Raw genomic sequence first — 17,159 nt, 5'->3', positions numbered from 1 at the left:
AGTAGGCGGGTGACTGCTTTCACGAGTTGCAAATGGCGGCTTGGCTAGGCTTAAATCGCAGAAAAGACCTTTATGCTTGCAAGGCGCAGGTCTGCTCCGAACTCAATTTGCCGAATGTTGCACTGCGCACGAATGTCCGCTTTATGCATCGCAGCAGATGGTTTATCATGTGTTGAAATCCGATCCATAGCGGAGGTCACTCACATGCGGCAGCTTGTATCGAATGGAAACCCTATGGAGGAAATCGTCGGGTTCAGTCGCGCAGTTCGCGTAGGTCCCTACATTTCGGTAGGTGGAACTGCTCCAGTCGATGCGGAAGGTAAAACCGTAGGCGTCGGAGACGTATTTGCGCAAACGACCCAATGCTTTGAAATCATCAAAGCCGCTCTCGAACAGGCTGGCTCCGGTATCCACGATATCGTGCGGACAAGAGTTATTCTGACAGATATAGAGAACTGGAAAAATGCCATTGAGGCGAGAAAGAGATACTGCCTCGAAGCCCGGCCAGTGGATACGATTATGGCTGTAACCCGGTTTGTAAATCCGGAATGGTTAGTTGAGATTGAAGTTGACGCGGTAGTTTCAGGCGACACGGCAGAGTCGTGACCACATTGTCGTGTCTGAGCGAATAATCCAACGAGTTTGACACCAAATTAAGGCCGCCATTGGAACGGATAAAGCGATATTCCGGTCCTTCCCCTTCCCCAACTTTGGCTGGGGCGGCAGCAATCTCTTGGGATGAGCCCTTAGGGCTTTGATACAGAAACCGCTGACTCACCGGGGTTAATCGCTCCACGGTCATCCGTTCGGTGTCACGCACCCAAGTCTCTGAGGAAGCACGGGATGCCATACGTGGAACGGACCTTGATAAGGGGACGGTGCTGGACGAACTTAAGAAGGCAGAACCTGGAAGGTCAGCTAAGGCATCTCCTGCCGTTGAAAAACAGCGATAGGCGGAAAATGGTTCGAACAGTCTGCAGGATCGGGAGGCAATTGGCGCGACTCAATTTTTTATGGTACTCGTCGACCAAAAGATGCTGCCATGAAACATGCTAGTATACTCATTCTTGAAGACGAGCCCGTTATTGCCCTCGGGTTGGAAACGGCGTTGAAAGACTACGGCTGTAAGAGTGTGGTAGTCTGCAATTCAATTCGGGACGCCATCAGCGAAATCAAGGGCCATGTTCCAAAAGGCGCGATCATCAATTTGATTTCGGATGGGAGCGCTTCAAGTGTTGACGTTGCCCAGTGGTTGGTTCGGCAGTCTTGCGGTGTTGTATTCACGGCCGATTTCAAGGAAGAAGCCTGGGACGACCTGCCCTATAGGTTGCAAGACTGCGACGTTATTGAGAAGCCATACCGGGTTGAACACGTAATCGAAAAGCTTGATGAGATTGTCAGCCTCCCGAAAAAGGCGAATGCAAAGACTCTCAATTCGGCTTGCGGTTCGAAAGGACAGTTTCAGAACACTCCGAACCCTTATTCCCCTGCCATTTCGCGAAGTAGTCCCTGGCTTCGTCACTGAGGCCGTATTTCGCCGCGTATGACGCCAGGATCCGCTCTGCTTCTTCCAGTCGTTCTTTGGTCATCTGCGGCTCTCCTGTGCAGGACTGTCGCATCGAAAGGTTAATAAACCGTTAGCCTGGTGCACGTGTATCCTCATCCAATTGGCAATTGCTTGTGGAGGGCTGGAGAATGGCACGTGAGTTTGATCGGGAAGCGGAACGAATGGCGACAGTTGTGAAGCTGGCCGACATATCCAAGAACCACCGCGATGAACTGATACGAGAGTATCGAGAACGCTCTGAGGCTGCCTTCGCACCGACCACTCTGCGCAACTTTCGCCAGATCACTCACAATTTCCAGGTATGGTGCCGCGAGCATGGCTTCGACCCGGAGCCTCCCGTCGATCCGAGAGCCGTGGCCGAGTACGTGGATTCCCTCGGCGGCAAGGTTCGGTGCACCACCATTGAAACCAGGCTCTGGGCCATTTCGGAAATGCATCGAGCGGCGTTCCAACCGACGCCGTGTCGCCACAGGCTCGTTGAACTCGCCTTGAAGGGCGTGAAGCGGAAGTATGGCGCATGGGTGCGTCAGGCTCCACCACTGTGCAAGGCAGAGGTTTACCAGGCCATCGATAAACTGGGAAATTCCAGGCTCGAAACCCGCGACAAAGCGGTTCTCTGGATTGCTACGGATAGTTGGTGTCGTGCGTCGGAAATCATCGCCCTCAAAGTCCGCGACTTGATGCGACAAGACGATGGATCCAGTTTGCTGTTCATCGCAAGATCCAAGACCGATCAATTCGGGCACGGTGCATATGCCTACCTTTCGGAGGCGGGCACACAGGCAGTCCTCGATTGGATAGAACTCGCGAAACTCAAGAACGATGACCCTCTGGTCACCAAGCACCAGGCAAACGCTCAGGTCGGCCCGATGGACGCGGCCACGATTTCCCGGATCATCAAGCGCTGCACCGGACGCAAAGACGTCTCTGCTCACAGCATGAGGGTTGGCGGAGTACATGATGCCTTCCGCATTGGCTGCGACCTGTCCTCGATCATGGTGGCCGGGCGGTGGAGTTCACCTGAAATGCCAGCGCGGTATGGCAGAAGAATACTGGCCAGCAATTCGGCCGCCGCTCGGGTTTCCCAGGTCCTCGGTGCAAAACGGCAGCCGAAAGGCTAGGTCGTGCGCTTGACGTCCCTGAGGCGCTGGCTCGGGGTATCGTTCGAGGCACGCGCCCTGATAATGGCGTGTCGATGGGCCGCCGTTGCAGAGCGTCACCAAGCCGAGTTTGCACAGCAACCCCGCAGTATGGACAGCGCCGTTAAAAAGCCGCCGAAGTCTGGGGACGGACAACGGCGGCTCTAACCACAGCCAATCTTGGTATTCGGCAATGGATTCGGGATTGTTAGTGTCGGCCTTGGGAAGCCAGTTCAAGCCACCGACCGATTGAACAAGATATAGTCAAAATCCGACAACGTTCAGAACGTCTGAGGCATCGGGAGTACGAAACGTTCCGTCAGGGTTGGGCGAGACGGGAGTTCCGTTGCCCAGAACGTAGCGCTGCTCGCTTCCGTTTGACTGTTTAATAACGGTAAGAAGAGATCCGTTTCCAGATTCACACTCCAAGATTTGAAGGTTCGTCCATTCGGTCGACATGTTGCACTCCTAACATGATGAGTTGCTACTGCCCTCGTACCCTCGTGTACTTACAGCATTCATGATTCTCCATTTTCTCGCAAGGATCGGTTCTCGCAGTAGTTGTATGCAGCCAAAATTTGCTTACCCTGACCGCTGGCCCTTTAAGGAGTACCTGGGAACAGTTCCTGGTGACCAAAGGCATTCACGGCAAGGCCTAGGCCAATGCCGTTTTGCTTGGAGTTATGCCAATGTTCGTCAGCCCTTGTCGAACAACTTGCGAGTAGACTTTCTATTCTGGGCTATGACCCGACGGTTATGAACTGAGATTTCTTTCTCGCTCATCTCACAAGAACGCTTCACTTGCTTTTTCAATTGCTTCGCAAACCGTTCATCATCGTTGTCAGTCTCTAGCTGTTGGGTAGCACGTTTGAACTTGGCGCGTTGAGCCTTGTCGTTTTCCATGGGGCGAAGGTACCCCATCACGTCAAACATAAGAAGGAGCGGACTTCGAGCTGCCAGTGTTTAGCATCAATCCGCCGTGCCGCTTAGGGGCAACCTCTGCGGATGCAGATCCAGTCTACGGAGCCAGTTTGCGCTAAAAAGAGCGACCGAGACACGCCCGGTCGCAGTTATAAGGAGACAGGTGAGGCGGATTAAAATCCTCACCTATAAGTTTCCCACTATAGAATTTCTAAGCGGTGCGCCAGCCACTCTAGGTTGATAGCTGGTTTCCTTCGATGGCGTGGCAAGGCCGCAATTTTGTTTAATTGCTTTTACCTTCTACCCCCATTACTCTTCAAATCGATAACGCTTTGCGTTGAATTTGGTAACGGAAATGTTGAGCGGACATTTTCAACAAATCTGTTACCGCTCCACGTAATTTCCGTACTAGCACTCAGCTTCGAGCAAGGTTTGTCGATATGTGGAACGGTCTAGTGCCAGGCCGCTGACAAAGCGGCCTGGCGCACCTTGTATCTCCACTCAGTTAGCCGTCGTTCGCGCCGGTTGTAGCTTCTGCACCGGCCCGCGCCTCCAATTGAGCCTGGATGGTATCGCGGAAGTCTTGAGCAGCAATGCCGATGGAAACACCAGCCTCTGAACCGGCCTGCAGTCCAGCTGCGTCGACCGCAACCTGGTCAACTCCCAGGCCGAGAGCGGGATTTACGTTGATCACGGCTTGGGCAGTTCCCGTGGCGCTCGTGCGCGTGTCAGCAATGGTACCGATGGACTGACCGTCTGAAGATGCGACTTCAGCACCGACATCCACACCAGCGGCTGCGCCGTCAGTTGCAGGGTTGGAAGACGCGCTTGCGTTGGAATCAACACCGACATTTGCGCCGTTGGTGCTTGCGCCCGCGCCTACACCGGTTTCTGCGCCAACCCCACCGACACCTGCATCGGCATTTGCGCCAATGCCAACTCCGCCGACGCCAGCGTCTGCACCTATGCCTTGTGCATACATTGGCAGGGCGAGGGTCGAGGCCAATGCTGTGGTCAATGCGACTGTCTTGAGTTTCATCGTGCTAACCTTTCGTACTTTTCCAAGTAGCAGGCCAATCAAGTGGCTTGCTGCTCTAATGAATATGTACGCTTACGAGACTTTCGAGCACCTTGCGAACACTGACTGCCTGGGCAGCAGAAAGCTGCTTTTTCGTAGGGGAGTAACGGCAATTAATTGCAGAGCGAAAGGATCGGTCGAAACTTCTAATGCAGGTTCGCGGGCAGACTTCTTATCAAGCCGATTGCTGGCTCAGGCAGGAAGATTCTTTTTTCAAATGGGCGGATAGCCCCGGTCAGCGTGATACAATGTGCCTATCGTCCCAGAAGTTTTTGAGGTCTTCTGCGTAACGTCGGCTTTCGTTTTCGGCGCTTTGATGCGCGGCTGACAGGGCGTTCATTGCGCTGTCTCCACTTTTCCACACCAATCGGATGACATCGCCAGCAGACACTTTGACAGACATCGGCCTGCCGTCATTGAAATAGAGCCCTAGGTTGTGAATAGCTATATTCACCTTGTCGGCCAAAGCTTCTGCATCCGGTTGCCATCCGTCCTCAACAATGCATACAAAAGTGCCGTTCCCGGCATGAGATATCAAATGTGGATGTTCACTCAGACACATTGTGATGGCCTCGGCAACATCAGCCACGAGACATTCGTATTCATAGCGCGAGGTTTGTTGGAACAGATTTTCGATGTCGCGAATGCTGAACGCAAACACAGCCGAACCGAACAGCTTCTTGCGTGCCATTAGGGAAATGTAATTCTCAAGCGCCAGGTAGTCGATCATCCCGTTAACATTGCGCACGTGGAACGGTTCATGCAGGGCCAGTGGCGCGTCGATTTCGCTCGCACCTGTGTTACTCAAATCTGGCTGTTGTTTCTGCTTCTTTCGACTGACGACAATCTCTTCCATCAGTTTGATCCGCCCGCGCACATCATCGATTTCGAATGGTTTGGTGATGTAGTCAGTGGCCCCAGCCGAAAAAGCCCGGTCGATGTAAGACTTGTCCGACATTGCCGTCAGCATCAGGACTGGCGTGTTTTTGTGATCATGCCGACTGCGCAGGATCTTGCAAAGCTCAATGCCATCTGTTCCGGGCATCTGAATATCCACCAGGAAGCAGTCAACGGGCTCGGCGTCGGGCTGTGCCAACAAGTCAAGTGCATCAACTGCACATTCTGCAGTGGATATCGTGTGTTCTCCACTGAACTGAACCAACAACTCGATGAGTTGAAGGATTGCCGGTTCGTCATCTACAACAAGAAGGTGCATTTTTCCTCCCACAACTAGATACTCTTTGTACAGCGCGGTCAGATACGCTTCACGTGCGTCCTGCCCTCTCGGAACAACTGGAAGGAGAACTCGGCGATATTGTGACGACGAGTGGGAAAGAATGCAGCAAACACTTCCGTCCAGCCCTTACTCAGGACTGCGGTGCTCTAAATTTTCCGGCTTCACATCTGAAGACGTGGCTCTGTAGCTGCGATCAAGGCTTAATTCTCGCGCTCCGCCAAGCATGCATTCGCACCCTCGATCCGACCCGCGCTGTACCCCGTCGAATAGGCTGAGCTATCCCAGTCACCTTCTACGAGCGTGGCTCGGATCTCACAGGTGGTGTTGTAACCCTCAGCGTAGCCATCGCTATATCCGGTGTCGTAGCGTTCATCTTCGTCCTCGCGACAAGCGGCGACAACGAAGAAGACGCTTAGAGCAACAGCAACACGTAACACTATTCGATTTCCCGAAGCGCGACACCTGGCCCAGTAGCAACTTGACCGTCATCGAGGAATTGGATGCCCTGGCTTTCCAGGGTCTTTCGAATTGCCTCGGCGCTGGCATGTTGAAGTCCACCCTTCTCAGTCTCAAAGCGACTGATTGTCGTGAACGAAACTCCCGCCATTTCTGCTAGTTCTCGCGTGCCGATCCTTAAAGCATTTCGGGCCATTCTCAATTGCGCTGGCGTCACTGCTAACCTCGTATGTTATTTTGCATACAGGGTATTGACATCATGATGACCCTGTACCTATATTTATAACACAGTAAGCAAAGTCGCAACAAGGTAATCGAAATGCATTACGACCGCGCAGAAATCATGAAAGCCACCTGGGTCATCGTTCGTCGCTTCCAAGGAAATGGCGAGCCTTTCAATTCGCTGATGGCGCGCGCGCTTGTCTCCGCGTGGTTCACGGCCAAGCAAGAGGTTTCTGTTGCCCGTCGCGTGGAGCAGTCACGCCGAGAGGCTGAAGCGCTGGCCGCACGCCCTGCAGTCGAACTGGCTGCAGAAATTACCGGCCTCGAAAACCGTAGCTACCTTGGCCATGAAGGTCAGGAGAAGCTGCGAGCTCTAAGGACCGCCCACAAGGCCGCATCTGAACGTGAGGCGCAGGAGGACAAGCGCGCGATTATCGACAGCGCCAAGGGCCGGTTCGCTTCCGTCACCTTTACGAAGAAAGACGGCACAGAGCGTGTCATGCGCGTACAGCCCGCCACGCTCAAGTTTCACGTGAGGGGCGCTGCAGCCTCTGAGGCCGCTCAGAAAGCCGCACAGGCCCGCGCAGAGCGCCACCCGCACCTGATGCCTGTCTGGGATGCAGAGGCCCAAGCGCCGCGCTCTGTGAACCTCGCAACCATTTCTCGGATCGCAGTCAACGGTGCGGTCTACAACTTCGCAACCTAATGGAGGATAAAATGGAAAATGGAACTCGACCCGTTACCAACTGGGAAAACCAGAGTGTTGGAGGCATCGCGTTGTGCTCCGAGAGTCTCTTTCTTGATCATGTCGAGGATGCAAAAAGCTTCGCGAAAGACAGGCGCAGTACGAGGCGAGCCTGCCAACGGAGCCTGATGAAGCCATCCATTCTGCCCTACGGCTTTTACACCCGAACGGTGGCAACTACCCCGAAGGAGTCGAAGAAGCGCTGCAGCTTTCATGCGCACTTGCAGTGATCGTGAGACATGGCGATTTGGAAGTACCTTCGCCTGAAAGGGACGCGGCACTCTACCTGGCCGAACGGCTTGAAGATGCCACGCGCAAGGCGGTGGGGAAGCTTGATCGATTGTCAGATGTCCTATCCGCCAAGAGCCGACAGGAGCGTAAAGAAGCCGAGCGGCAGCGCTTATGGGAGCGTGAAGTTGCCTCGCTTCTTCAAGGTTTTGACAACGAAGAAACAGCAATGCTCCGGGAAGCACTCACTACAGCTGTAGAGGATGGCGGAAACCTCGAGCAGGAACTGGAAACGCTCAAAGCCAAAATCGAGGCCAAGCGAGCAAAAGAAGGCGAAGCGGTGGCTGAGAAGGGAGGTGAAAACTGAGGCCGCCCTTTTCCTTGTCGTCGGAGGCAGCCCGCAATCTTGGGCTGCCTTTCCATTAAGGCTATTTCAAACATGACATTTCAGTATGACATTAACCGCCAGTGGTCTGACCAGTTCATACCGCAGATCAAGAGCATCGTGGGCAGTCACCTGTTGCAGGCGGCTCCCGATATGCTCGACATGACCCAAGCTACGGATCTGGTGATGCTGGACGCTCGCGACATGCGGATTGCGGCACGGGTGCGCAGGCCGGGATATGCTGACCGTTACCCCTATCAGTTCACCGTCCGCTCCCGGGTTCCCTCAGGCGCAGAGACGGAGCTTTCCAAGATAGTGAACGGCAAGGGCGACTGGCTGTTCTACGGCCACTCAAACGCCTCTCAGACGGCTGTAGAGCGATGGTATCTGATCGACCTTAACGCCTTCCGGGCAGCGCTGATCCGGCAGGGTGCAGAGGGACTGGCTTGGGGTAACAAGTGCAATCCAGACGGAACGCGGTTCACCTGGTTTGATGTGCGCAGCTTTCCAGCTGATCCACCTTTGGTGCTGGCGAGTTCCTAACAGAAACCTCTCTACAAAGTAATCAGATACTCCCGTAGACTTACAATCCGATAGGTTTGTCTTCCGAATTGCCAAAATACGCCAAAAATTGGGCATAGTGGCACTTTGCGGTCACAATTGTAATTGCCAAAATTATCAGCATAGCAAGTGAGATTATTCGAATCACTTTTGAAGTCTGTGGCAACCTCACATGGGGGTTGCCACATTTGTAACAGCACGACTGTGTTGTCCGCTCGAGTATTGGAGGGGCGCAAGTGCACTGGAAAGAATGCGCCCGATTAAGGGATGCCGAAACTACGGGATCGCGGTTGAGCTGGCCATCGAACGGTTGGAACGGTTTCGACTGCCAACATGAACTCACCATTTCTGACGTGTGGGGAGGAATCTCGTGGCTTTGGACATGGCCGGGAGACTGGATCCTGTCGAGGGAGCCCCTGACGACTTTCTTTGAAATTGAAACGTCCACCGCCATTGGTACGAATGCATCCACAGCGCTGACCTGGATAATACTGTATTGGGCATTTTCACCCACCATCAAAGTTCTTGTAACGCAAAATCGCAGCAAAGCTTAAAGCGTGAACGGCCGTTGCGTAGGGTGGACTAAAAGGTGGATAGAAAATAAGTAAAATCGCACAAGCGACTGTTTTTGAATGGTTATTCGTGAAAAAGTGGTGCCGCTGAAGGGACTCGAACCCCCGACCCCATCATTACGAATGACGTGCTCTACCAGCTGAGCTACAGCGGCCCCGTGGAGCGCGGCTATAGCACTCCAATCCGTATCCGAAAAGGGCTATTTTTCGGTCTCTTCGAGGCGGGTATCCTCGACGATCTCGGCATCCGCGACCTCGGACTCGTCGGCCTCATTCGTGCCGGTCCTGTGCGTGTCGACCCCGCTATCCAGCGTATCCGCCGCGTTATCCGGATGGGATCCGACGATCAGGGGCAGCATCTCGATCCCGGTGGCGGAGGATACGGACGAGGCCGGCGGCGCCCGCCAGCTCAGCGTGTCGAAGGCGTTGCAATTGTCGCAGGACGGAGCCCACTGGGCGTGGATGTGATGGCAGTTTTCACACACCCATTGCGGCCCGCGCGGCGCCGACAGGGCGCGGGCGAGCCAGCCCTTCACCACGCTGTCCGACGCGCCTTCGCCGCGTTCGATGGCGGCCATTATGGTCAGCGCGCGGGCATCGGGGTCGACCTCGGCAAGATCGCCCAGCGCACGGCGGGCGGTGGGGAAATCCTCTGCGGCGAGGTGCAGTTCGGCATCGATCAGGCGAGTCTCGCGATGATCGGGATGGATTTTCAGCAGCTTGGAGAAGCGCTTGATCCGGGCCTGCGGCGTCTCTTCGGGTTCGATCTCGGCGAAGGCGGCGGCAAGGTCGGGATGAGGCTGGGCATCCCATGCCTTTTTGATCACCCGGGTGGCATGGCGCTTGTTGCCCTGTTCGATATAGCCGCGGGCGGTCAGAACGGCGGCCGGCACCAGGTCGGGCGAGAGCTTGTTCGCGGCGATGGCGGCCTCGCGGGCCTCGATGCTTTTGCCTTCGTCCAGAATGTCGCGCGCCTCGGACAGGGCCAGCACGGCATCGCGGCGGCGGTGAACGTCACGCGGCAGGTTGCCGGATTTCAGCTTGGCGCTGAGCGTTTCGCGCGCGCCCTTCCAGTCGCCGGTCTGGGCTTGCAGTTTCAGCAGCGTGTCCTGCACTTCCTCGTGTTTGGGTTTGAGCGTGAAGGCGGTCTTGGCGAGCTTCAGCGCGGTTTCGGTTTCACCATCGGCCAGCTTCTGGCGCAGGATGCCGCGCACGCCGACGAAGCGGGTCTTCTCGTTCGTCAGCAAACGCTTGTAGGTTTCCTCGGCCTTGCGGCGGTTGCCCGACATCTCGGCGGCCTGCGCGGTGATCAGGTTGGTGAGCGCGGGCTTGTTGAGATAACGTTCGGCCTTGCCAGCCTTGGCCATGGCCACTTCGCCCTCGCCGGACGCCAGTGCCATCATGCCCTCGGACAGTGCCTGATAGCCCTTTTCCTGCCGGTTGCGCTGGAAATAGCGCGACAGCGCGGTGTCATCGCCGTTGATGAAGTGCAGGACGGCAACCAGCAGCGAGACGATCTTCAGGATGAGCCAGACGGCAACCACCAGCAGGACAAGCGCGATCACCGCCATGAGCGGGGTCAGGTTGAATTCCTGTCCGGCCATCACGATGCGCACGCCGCCGTCGAGTTCCAGCAGATAGATCGCCCCCCAGCTGGCCGCGGCGACGAGGCCGATGAAGAGGACGATCTTGATTATGGACCACAACATTCTCTGACTTCCCCTGGCGTTTAATTCAATGTCTCGCTCAGCGACTGGGCCGCGCCCAGCGCCTCGCGCCGTTGTGTCGCCCGTCCGGCCCAGTCTGACAGCTCGGCGCGGCCTTCTTCGGGCAGGGCCTCGATCTCCGCCAGGGCGTCCTGCAGCCGGCCGTCGCGGATCGCCGCCTCGGCGCGCGACAGCACCGCGTCCGGGTCGCTGCCCTCACGTGGTTCGAGCGAACGGACCCCCAGTTGATTGCGGAGAAAGCCAGACAGGCCGGTTCCTTCGCCGGTCACGTCACGGGAGGCTTCGAGCGCCGCCCGGGCCGCATCGGGAAAGCTTTCCTGAAGGCTGGACAGCGTGGCGACACCGGATTCGGCGGTTGAGACGAGAATGTCGGGAACCTCGACGTCGGTATCCTGCAACTCGGCCACGGCCCCAGCGAAACCCGAGCCGTTGTCGAGCGCCGCCAGGATACGGCTGATTGCGGCGCGTTGCATCGCCGCGACCGCGGCTTCGTCTGCGGCGGTTTCGGTGTTCATCGCCTCGTCGATCAGGGCCTGCAATTCTTCGCGCTGGGCAGCGAGTTCCTGGCGGGCGGCGTCGAGTTCGGCCTCGTAGGCCGCGACGGCCGCGGAATCGGCACTTTCTGTGACCGGGCCCTGTTCGACATCGCGCAACCGCGCATCTAATGCCTCCAGCGTTTCCTCGGCCTCGGCGACGCGTTCGGACAGGGTGCCGAGCGCCTCGACCTGAGCCTCGAGCGCGGCGTCATCGGTGTTGGTGATGCCGCCGACCTTCTCGGAAAGGGATTTGATCGTGCCGGATTGGGCATCGACCCGGCGGCCCAGGTCGCTGACTTCGCTGGCGAGCGCCTCGTCGCGCAGAGGCTCTGTCTGCGCGAGGCCGAAATAGGCCGCGGCAAAGCCGATGGCGCCCGCGACGATGCCGCCCAGGACCAGCGCTGCGGCGCCCGGGCCCTTTGCCGGCTGCCGGGTGGTCGCGGGAAGCGCCGTGGCCGTGGTCGTGGTCGTGTCGGTGGTGTGATCTTCCGTACCGCTCGGTGGAGGCGCATCCTCGGGATCGGTCTTTTCGGCGGCTGCATCCGGCGCGACATCCTGAGCGGAGAGATCTTTCTGCGCGCTGGGGTCATCTGTGGCAGCCGGCTCTTCCTTGGCCGGGTCTTCGGATGACGTGACGTCGGCGGCAGTCGGGGCGGTGTCCGTCTTGCCTTCCTCCTGTGCCGTCTCGTCGGAGCTTTCGGTGGCTTCGCTCTTTTCTTCGGAAGTTTCGTCCGTTTGCGACGCATCCCGGTCGAACGTGTTCTTCGCCTTGGACGATGGTTTCTTTGCCACTTGAAAACCTCTTTCGAATCTTGCCGCTAATGCCCGGTGAGGCAAGCTTACTGTGGGCCGGTACTGCCCTCAAGCCGGTTGGCCTGAGACCATAGTGTTGCAACACAGGCGAGCATGGCCTGCCTGTCGGGTGACTGCGCGACCTCGATCCGGGCCGCATTTTCCGGGGCAAAGACCCCGGCCGCGGCATCGCTGATTGCCGCGATATGCAAGTTAGTGCCATTTGGAAGCGCATCTAGCAAAAGCTGAGCACTGCGCGGCGAAAAGACAGGTGCGATGACGGTTTCCGCCTGCGCGATCCGGGCGCGGGCATCGTCCGGCAAGGGGACCGCAACCTGCCGGTAGACCGTCGCCTCTGCAGTCTCTATTCCAGCGGAACTGAGGTGTCGGGCGATATCGAAAGCGATGTGGTCGCCGCGCAGGTGAAGGCAAGGCGTCGCGGGGGCGTCGTGACGGATCCGGGTTGCAAGCTCGCGCCCGGTTCCGGGGCCGACACGCGGAGACAGGCCGCAATCAAGCGCTTTTTCGGCGGTTGCCCTGCCCACGGCGTAACAGGTGAAATCCCGCGCCGATGTTGCCTGGGCAAAGCTGGCGACGGCATTGGCCGAAGTGAAGATCAGCGTGGGATAGCGCGTGAGGTCGGGCAGGTCCGTCAAATGCTGGGTCTCCAGCAGCGGGGCGATGCAGATGTCGGCCCTGGGTCCCAGTTCCGCCCGCACCGTGTCGGCGAAAGCCTTCGCCGCGTCGGCGGGTCTGGTGATCAGGATCAGCGGCGACATGCACGCTCCGGAGTTGTTTGTGCGTCCTTGCGGTGTTACCTGCCACGAAGGCGTGGCGCAACGGGCGTGAGATGACCGACAACCTGGTGATCCTTGGATTGGAAAGCAGCTGTGATGACACGGCCGCCGCGCTTGTGTCCGTCACTGCACGAGGCGCCGAGATCCTGTCGTCGGTCGTGCTGGGGCAGGACGCGCTGCATGATGCCTTCGGCGGCATCGTCCCCGAGATCGCCGCCCGCGCCCATGCCGAAAAGTTGGATATCGCGGTAAGACAGGCTCTGTTTCAGGCGAAAATGTCTCTGGCAGACGTGACGCTGGTGGCCGCGACGGCAGGCCCCGGTTTGATCGGTGGCGTGCTGTGCGGGGTGACGACGGCCAAGGCGATCGCCGCGGCGCGGGGGATTCCGCTGGTCGGGGTCAACCATCTTGCCGGGCACGCGCTGACTCCGCGTCTGACCGATGGGTTGCCTTATCCCTATGTCATGCTCCTGGTGTCCGGCGGGCACTGTCAGTTTCTTCTGGTCAAAGGCTGCGACGACTTCACGCGCCTGGGCGGTACGATCGACGATGCGCCGGGCGAAGCGTTCGACAAGTCCGCCCGCCTTCTGGGCCTTGGCCAGCCCGGCGGTCCGGCCATCGAGCGCGCGGCACGCGATGGCGACGCGGCGCGGTTTCGATTTCCTAGGCCCCTGCTGGATCGACCGGGATGTGACATGTCGTTCTCGGGTCTGAAAACCGCATTGTTGCGGGCCCGCGACACGGTGGTTGCGGAAAAGGGCGGACTGACGCGGCAGGACCGAGCCGATCTGTGCGCCGGTTTTCAGCGGGCGGTGGCGAACGTCTTGCAAGAAAAGACGCGCCGTGCTCTGACCGAAGCGGCTTTGGAACTGCCGGCGCCCCCCGCCCTGGCGGTTGCCGGGGGGTGGCTGCTAATGCCGAGATCAGGGCCGGATTAGAGACTGTTTCAGGCGAATTCGGCGTGCGGTTCGTCGCGCCTCCCCTTGCTCTATGCACCGACAATGCCGCGATGATCGCCTATGCGGGCGGGGAACTCTTCCGTTCCGGACGCATTGACGACATGACGCTGGCGGCGCGGCCGCGCTGGCCACTGGATCAACACAGTCCCGCCCTTCTGGGTGGCGGAAAGAAAGGGGCCAAGGCATGATCGCGGTGATCGGCGCCGGTGCGTTCGGCACCGCTCTGGCAGCATCGCTGGCACGCAACGGCCCGGTTGTTCTTTGGGCACGGGATGCGCAGCACGTCCAAGAGATGCAGGCCACGCGAGAGAATGCGCGACGGTTGCCCGGAATCACCTTGCCGACGGCCATCACCATTTCTGCGGATCTCGACGACGTTTCGGACGCGGACATCGTTCTGGTCTCTGTTCCGGCGCAAAAGCTGCGTGCATTTCTTGAAACCGCTGGGCCGCAACTGGCTGGCAAGCCCGTGGTGGCCTGTTGCAAGGGCATGGAGCGCGGCACAGGGCTGAGGCCGACGCAGGTGATCGCCGAGCACGTGCCGAAGGCCGCTACGGCGATGCTGACCGGCCCGTCCTTTGCGCAGGACATCGCAAAGGGCCTGCCCACCGCGCTGACCCTGGCCTGCGCGGATGACGCCATGGGCGGATACCTGCAAAAACGGCTGACAACGCCCAATATCAGGCTCTATCGCACCACGGATGTGACCGGCGCGGAACTTGGTGGCGCGCTGAAGAACGTGATCGCCATCGCCTGTGGCGCGGCCATCGGGGCCGGGCTGGGCGAAAGCGCGCGCGCCGCGCTGCTGACGCGCGGGTTCGCCGAACTTGTGAAGGTTGCACAAACGCATGGCGCCAGGGCAGAGACGCTGGCCGGCCTCTCCGGCTTTGGTGATCTGGTGCTGACCTGCACGTCGGCGCAATCGCGCAACTATCGCTTTGGCGAGAGTATCGGCGCGGGCGAGAACTTCGACAAGGGCGTGACGGTCGAAGGTGCGGCAACCGCGCAGGCGCTGGAGGAGATGGCGCGCCAGGCCGGGCTGGACCTGCCGATCACACGCGTCGTGACAGGACTGGTGCGTGGCGAATTGAACGTGCGCGACGCGATGGATATGCTGCTGCAACGGCCATTGAAGGAAGAATGAATGCTGATTGCCCTGATTGCCCGGGACAAACCCGGCGCCCTGCAAACCCGTCTGGATAACCGCGACAAGCACGTGGCCTACCTGAAGGACAGTGGCGTCGTAAGCCAGGCGGGTCCGCTGCTGGATGCTGATGGCGGGATGATCGGCTCGCTCGTGGTGCTGGAGGTCGAGGACATGGCACAGGCCGAGGCCTGGGCGGCGAACGACCCCTACAAGGCGGCCGACCTGTTTGAGAGTGTCGAGCTTATCCCCTGGAACAAGGTGATCTGAGCGATGCGCTATTGGCTGTTCAAATCCGAGCCGTCGACATGGAGCTGGGACCAGCAGGTTGGCAAGGGTGAAGCGGGCGAGGAATGGGACGGCGTGCGGAACTACCAGGCGCGCAATTTCATGCGCGAGATGGCGGTGGGCGACCGCGGTTTTTTCTATCACAGCCAGACGGAAAAGGCGGTGGTCGGCACCGTCGAAGTGATCGCCGAGGCCCATCCCGACAGCACGACCGATGACGACCGTTGGGAGTGCGTGGATATCAAGGCGCTCGAGGCCGCCAAGGCGCCCGTCACGCTGGACATGATCAAGGAGGATCCGCGTCTGGGGGAAATGGTGCTGGTGCGCAATTCGCGTTTGTCCGTACAGCCGGTCGCCGAGGATGAATGGAAAATTGTCTGTGAGATGGCGGGTCTGACGCCGTAGGCAGCGCCGCGTTCGGCCAGAATCTCATTAAAATTCGGACGGAGGGTACCTGCGCGTATCGACCGATACCCTCCGTTGCCCCACGTGCTCCCTACGCACCACACGTGTCTCTGGAATTGGTTTCGGCCATACTGGCGCGACAAGGTTGCTTCTAGCATTTCCGTCCGCGTTTGACAAAAACAGAGTGCCCTGCATTTTACTCGAATGCCTAGGGTTCCGGCCGGGCGCGGCCCGGTCGATTAAGCGGACAAGTTGATCTGTTAACGGTCGAGTAAGACGCCGTCTGCTAACGATTGTTTCGGGTGAGTGAATAGGTGGTGAGATGAGTGCGTCTGGTGACAATGCCGCGCCAGTCATCATTAAACGGAAAAAGGTCACGGGCGGCGACGGGCACCATGGCGGCGCCTGGAAGGTCGCAATAGCATAGTCCTTTTTCTGCGGCGCTTTTGCGCCGATACACGTTCACCGCCCTTGGCGGTGGTTTCAAAAGTCGTTCTGACGTTTGCGATGCACGGTCTCGGCATCGCGCCATCCGCCCTGGGACGCAGGCCGAGAAATGCCGGGAAAGTGCTAAGAGAATCCTAAATTCGACGGCCCGTATGACCGGCATTTAAAACAAATGCGCGTCGACCGCGTTGGAAGGCTCACGCCCGTTTTTCCAGTTGCCGCGTGATCTGGGCGTCGATCGTTCTCTTGCGCCCATCTTCGCCGTAAGTCTCCAGCGAGCGACGGACCTTTCTGACGGCGGACAGCCGCGCAGAGGCCTGCCGGATGCCCTGCAGGGCGCCATCGAGCAAAAGCTGGTTGCGCGACAGCTTGTCCTGGATTTCCGATATCATGGCGGCATCCGCCGCATCGAACTGGCTCAGCTGATCGATCAGTGCTTCCTTGCGCTCCGTCAGGCGCGACATCTCGTCGAGCTTGCCGTTCAGCACGGCCTTGCGTTCGGAGTCCAGAAGGGCATCCAGTTCATCGACCACCGCTTGCGCGGGGGAGTCACTCATTTGTCTTCTCCATCATTGATCTCAGGAAATGCTCGGCAAGGCCGATACCGCCGGCTGCCGCGATCTTGTCCGCGATTGCCTGGCGATGGAACGACGCGAACTGGTCCTCTCCCTCGCCACCGGAAAAGGTGTTCACCTGCTTGCCGAAACCGGCGGCCTTTAGCATCTCGGCAAGGAAGGTCGCCTCGAGCGTCTCGGCGGCCCTGCGCGCCGCCTCCGGAGAGGTCTGCGTCAACATGCGTGGCGCAGGCATCGAGCCTGCCACCGGTTTGATGGGTAAATGATCGGTCACCAGAATCCCTCTAATGCTGCGAACTTTCCGGTATCTGACAGCAAAGCGGTAAAGAACTGGTAATCACCGTCTGCGAAGTTCGATGAGCGAGGAAGAATCCCGGA

General features: G+C 58.5%; 17 protein-coding genes, 1 tRNA gene and 2 pseudogenes. 11 read left to right on the top strand and 9 right to left on the bottom strand.

The features are described from left to right. The first annotated feature begins 234 nt into the window (after window positions 1-234). The 3 genes from ACSQ76_RS21265 (at window position 235) to ACSQ76_RS21255 (ending at window position 2,688) form a co-directional block, all read left to right on the top strand. Window positions 235-606 carry a Rid family hydrolase gene (locus tag ACSQ76_RS21265; RefSeq protein ID WP_437158126.1) on the top strand — a complete coding sequence of 124 codons (372 nt, stop codon included), beginning with the start codon at window positions 235-237 and terminating at the stop codon, window positions 604-606. Window positions 607-1,042: 436 nt separating this feature from the next. Further along, window positions 1,043-1,525 (top strand): hypothetical protein, encoded by a 483-nt coding sequence (locus ACSQ76_RS21260; RefSeq protein WP_437158125.1) that lies wholly within the window; start codon window positions 1,043-1,045, stop codon window positions 1,523-1,525. Window positions 1,526-1,695: 170 nt separating this feature from the next. Then, window positions 1,696-2,688, top strand: a complete 993-nt coding sequence (locus ACSQ76_RS21255) for a tyrosine-type recombinase/integrase (protein ID WP_437158124.1) — start codon at window positions 1,696-1,698, stop codon at window positions 2,686-2,688. 714 nt (window positions 2,689-3,402) lie between these two features. On the opposite strand, the gene ACSQ76_RS21250 is transcribed toward ACSQ76_RS21255, so the two are convergent. The 3 genes from ACSQ76_RS21250 to ACSQ76_RS21240 all read right to left on the bottom strand — a co-directional run bounded on the left by ACSQ76_RS21250 (window position 3,403) and on the right by ACSQ76_RS21240 (window position 5,921). Next, complete coding sequence (locus ACSQ76_RS21250) at window positions 3,403-3,609, bottom strand: hypothetical protein (protein WP_437158123.1); 207 nt, start codon at window positions 3,607-3,609, stop codon at window positions 3,403-3,405. A gap of 523 nt (window positions 3,610-4,132) precedes the next feature. After that, on the bottom strand, window positions 4,133-4,666 hold the full coding sequence (locus tag ACSQ76_RS21245) for a hypothetical protein (protein WP_437158122.1): 534 nt from the start codon (window positions 4,664-4,666) through the stop codon (window positions 4,133-4,135). A gap of 274 nt (window positions 4,667-4,940) precedes the next feature. Beyond that, window positions 4,941-5,921: a response regulator transcription factor gene (locus tag ACSQ76_RS21240; protein WP_437158121.1), complete on the bottom strand. Its 981-nt coding sequence runs from the start codon at window positions 5,919-5,921 to the stop codon at window positions 4,941-4,943. 796 nt (window positions 5,922-6,717) lie between these two features. On the opposite strand from ACSQ76_RS21240, the gene ACSQ76_RS21235 reads away from it, so the two are divergent. The 3 genes from ACSQ76_RS21235 to ACSQ76_RS21225 all read left to right on the top strand — a co-directional run bounded on the left by ACSQ76_RS21235 (window position 6,718) and on the right by ACSQ76_RS21225 (window position 8,521). Next, the gene (locus ACSQ76_RS21235; RefSeq protein ID WP_437158120.1) at window positions 6,718-7,326 is read left to right on the top strand and encodes a hypothetical protein; all 609 of its coding nucleotides are present in this window, start codon (window positions 6,718-6,720) and stop codon (window positions 7,324-7,326) included. Window positions 7,327-7,597: 271 nt separating this feature from the next. Then, on the top strand, window positions 7,598-7,960 hold the full coding sequence (locus tag ACSQ76_RS21230) for a hypothetical protein (protein ID WP_437158119.1): 363 nt from the start codon (window positions 7,598-7,600) through the stop codon (window positions 7,958-7,960). A gap of 72 nt (window positions 7,961-8,032) precedes the next feature. Continuing rightward, on the top strand, window positions 8,033-8,521 hold the full coding sequence (locus ACSQ76_RS21225) for a hypothetical protein (RefSeq protein WP_437158118.1): 489 nt from the start codon (window positions 8,033-8,035) through the stop codon (window positions 8,519-8,521). A gap of 669 nt (window positions 8,522-9,190) precedes the next feature. On the opposite strand, the gene ACSQ76_RS21220 is transcribed toward ACSQ76_RS21225, so the two are convergent. The 4 genes from ACSQ76_RS21220 to ACSQ76_RS21205 form a co-directional block, all read right to left on the bottom strand. Further along, window positions 9,191-9,266, bottom strand: a tRNA-Thr gene (locus ACSQ76_RS21220). Between the two features lie 45 nt (window positions 9,267-9,311). After that, the gene (locus ACSQ76_RS21215; protein WP_437158117.1) at window positions 9,312-10,820 is read right to left on the bottom strand and encodes a heme biosynthesis protein HemY; all 1,509 of its coding nucleotides are present in this window, start codon (window positions 10,818-10,820) and stop codon (window positions 9,312-9,314) included. A 20-nt stretch (window positions 10,821-10,840) separates the two neighbouring features. Beyond that, window positions 10,841-12,166 carry a COG4223 family protein gene (locus ACSQ76_RS21210; RefSeq protein WP_437158116.1) on the bottom strand — a complete coding sequence of 442 codons (1,326 nt, stop codon included), beginning with the start codon at window positions 12,164-12,166 and terminating at the stop codon, window positions 10,841-10,843. Between the two features lie 47 nt (window positions 12,167-12,213). Next, the gene (locus ACSQ76_RS21205; RefSeq protein ID WP_437158115.1) at window positions 12,214-12,945 is read right to left on the bottom strand and encodes a uroporphyrinogen-III synthase; all 732 of its coding nucleotides are present in this window, start codon (window positions 12,943-12,945) and stop codon (window positions 12,214-12,216) included. Window positions 12,946-13,016: 71 nt separating this feature from the next. On the opposite strand from ACSQ76_RS21205, the pseudogene tsaD reads away from it, so the two are divergent. The 5 genes and pseudogenes from tsaD to ACSQ76_RS21180 all read left to right on the top strand — a co-directional run. Next, window positions 13,017-14,110, top strand: a pseudogene (gene tsaD / locus ACSQ76_RS21200) (tRNA (adenosine(37)-N6)-threonylcarbamoyltransferase complex transferase subunit TsaD). Continuing rightward, window positions 14,107-15,066 carry an NAD(P)H-dependent glycerol-3-phosphate dehydrogenase gene (locus tag ACSQ76_RS21195; protein WP_437158114.1) on the top strand — a complete coding sequence of 320 codons (960 nt, stop codon included), beginning with the start codon at window positions 14,107-14,109 and terminating at the stop codon, window positions 15,064-15,066. Before tsaD ends, ACSQ76_RS21195 begins: the two are co-directional and overlap by 4 nt. After that, on the top strand, window positions 15,067-15,336 hold the full coding sequence (locus ACSQ76_RS21190) for a YciI family protein (protein WP_306127333.1): 270 nt from the start codon (window positions 15,067-15,069) through the stop codon (window positions 15,334-15,336). It begins immediately after the preceding gene. A 3-nt stretch (window positions 15,337-15,339) separates the two neighbouring features. Then, window positions 15,340-15,759: an EVE domain-containing protein gene (locus ACSQ76_RS21185; protein WP_437158113.1), complete on the top strand. Its 420-nt coding sequence runs from the start codon at window positions 15,340-15,342 to the stop codon at window positions 15,757-15,759. Window positions 15,760-16,081: 322 nt separating this feature from the next. Then, window positions 16,082-16,183, top strand: a pseudogene (locus ACSQ76_RS21180) (chemotaxis protein MotB); the annotation flags it as partial. 220 nt (window positions 16,184-16,403) lie between these two features. Here the strand turns inward: ACSQ76_RS21180 and ACSQ76_RS21175 are convergent. Next, entirely contained in the window at window positions 16,404-16,763 is a 360-nt protein-coding gene (locus tag ACSQ76_RS21175; RefSeq protein ID WP_437158112.1) for a flagellar protein FlgN, read from the bottom strand. Beyond that, the gene (locus ACSQ76_RS21170; RefSeq protein ID WP_437158111.1) at window positions 16,756-17,055 is read right to left on the bottom strand and encodes a rod-binding protein; all 300 of its coding nucleotides are present in this window, start codon (window positions 17,053-17,055) and stop codon (window positions 16,756-16,758) included. Before ACSQ76_RS21170 ends, ACSQ76_RS21175 begins: the two co-directional genes overlap by 8 nt. Window positions 17,056-17,159 lie beyond the last annotated feature (104 nt).

This window comes from Roseovarius sp. B08 (assembly GCF_051417955.1).
In the GTDB taxonomy this organism is placed as follows: Bacteria; Pseudomonadota; Alphaproteobacteria; order Rhodobacterales; family Rhodobacteraceae; genus Roseovarius.
The sequence above is the reverse complement of the archived record's forward strand: the minus strand, read 5'-3'. Positions and strand labels throughout refer to the sequence as shown.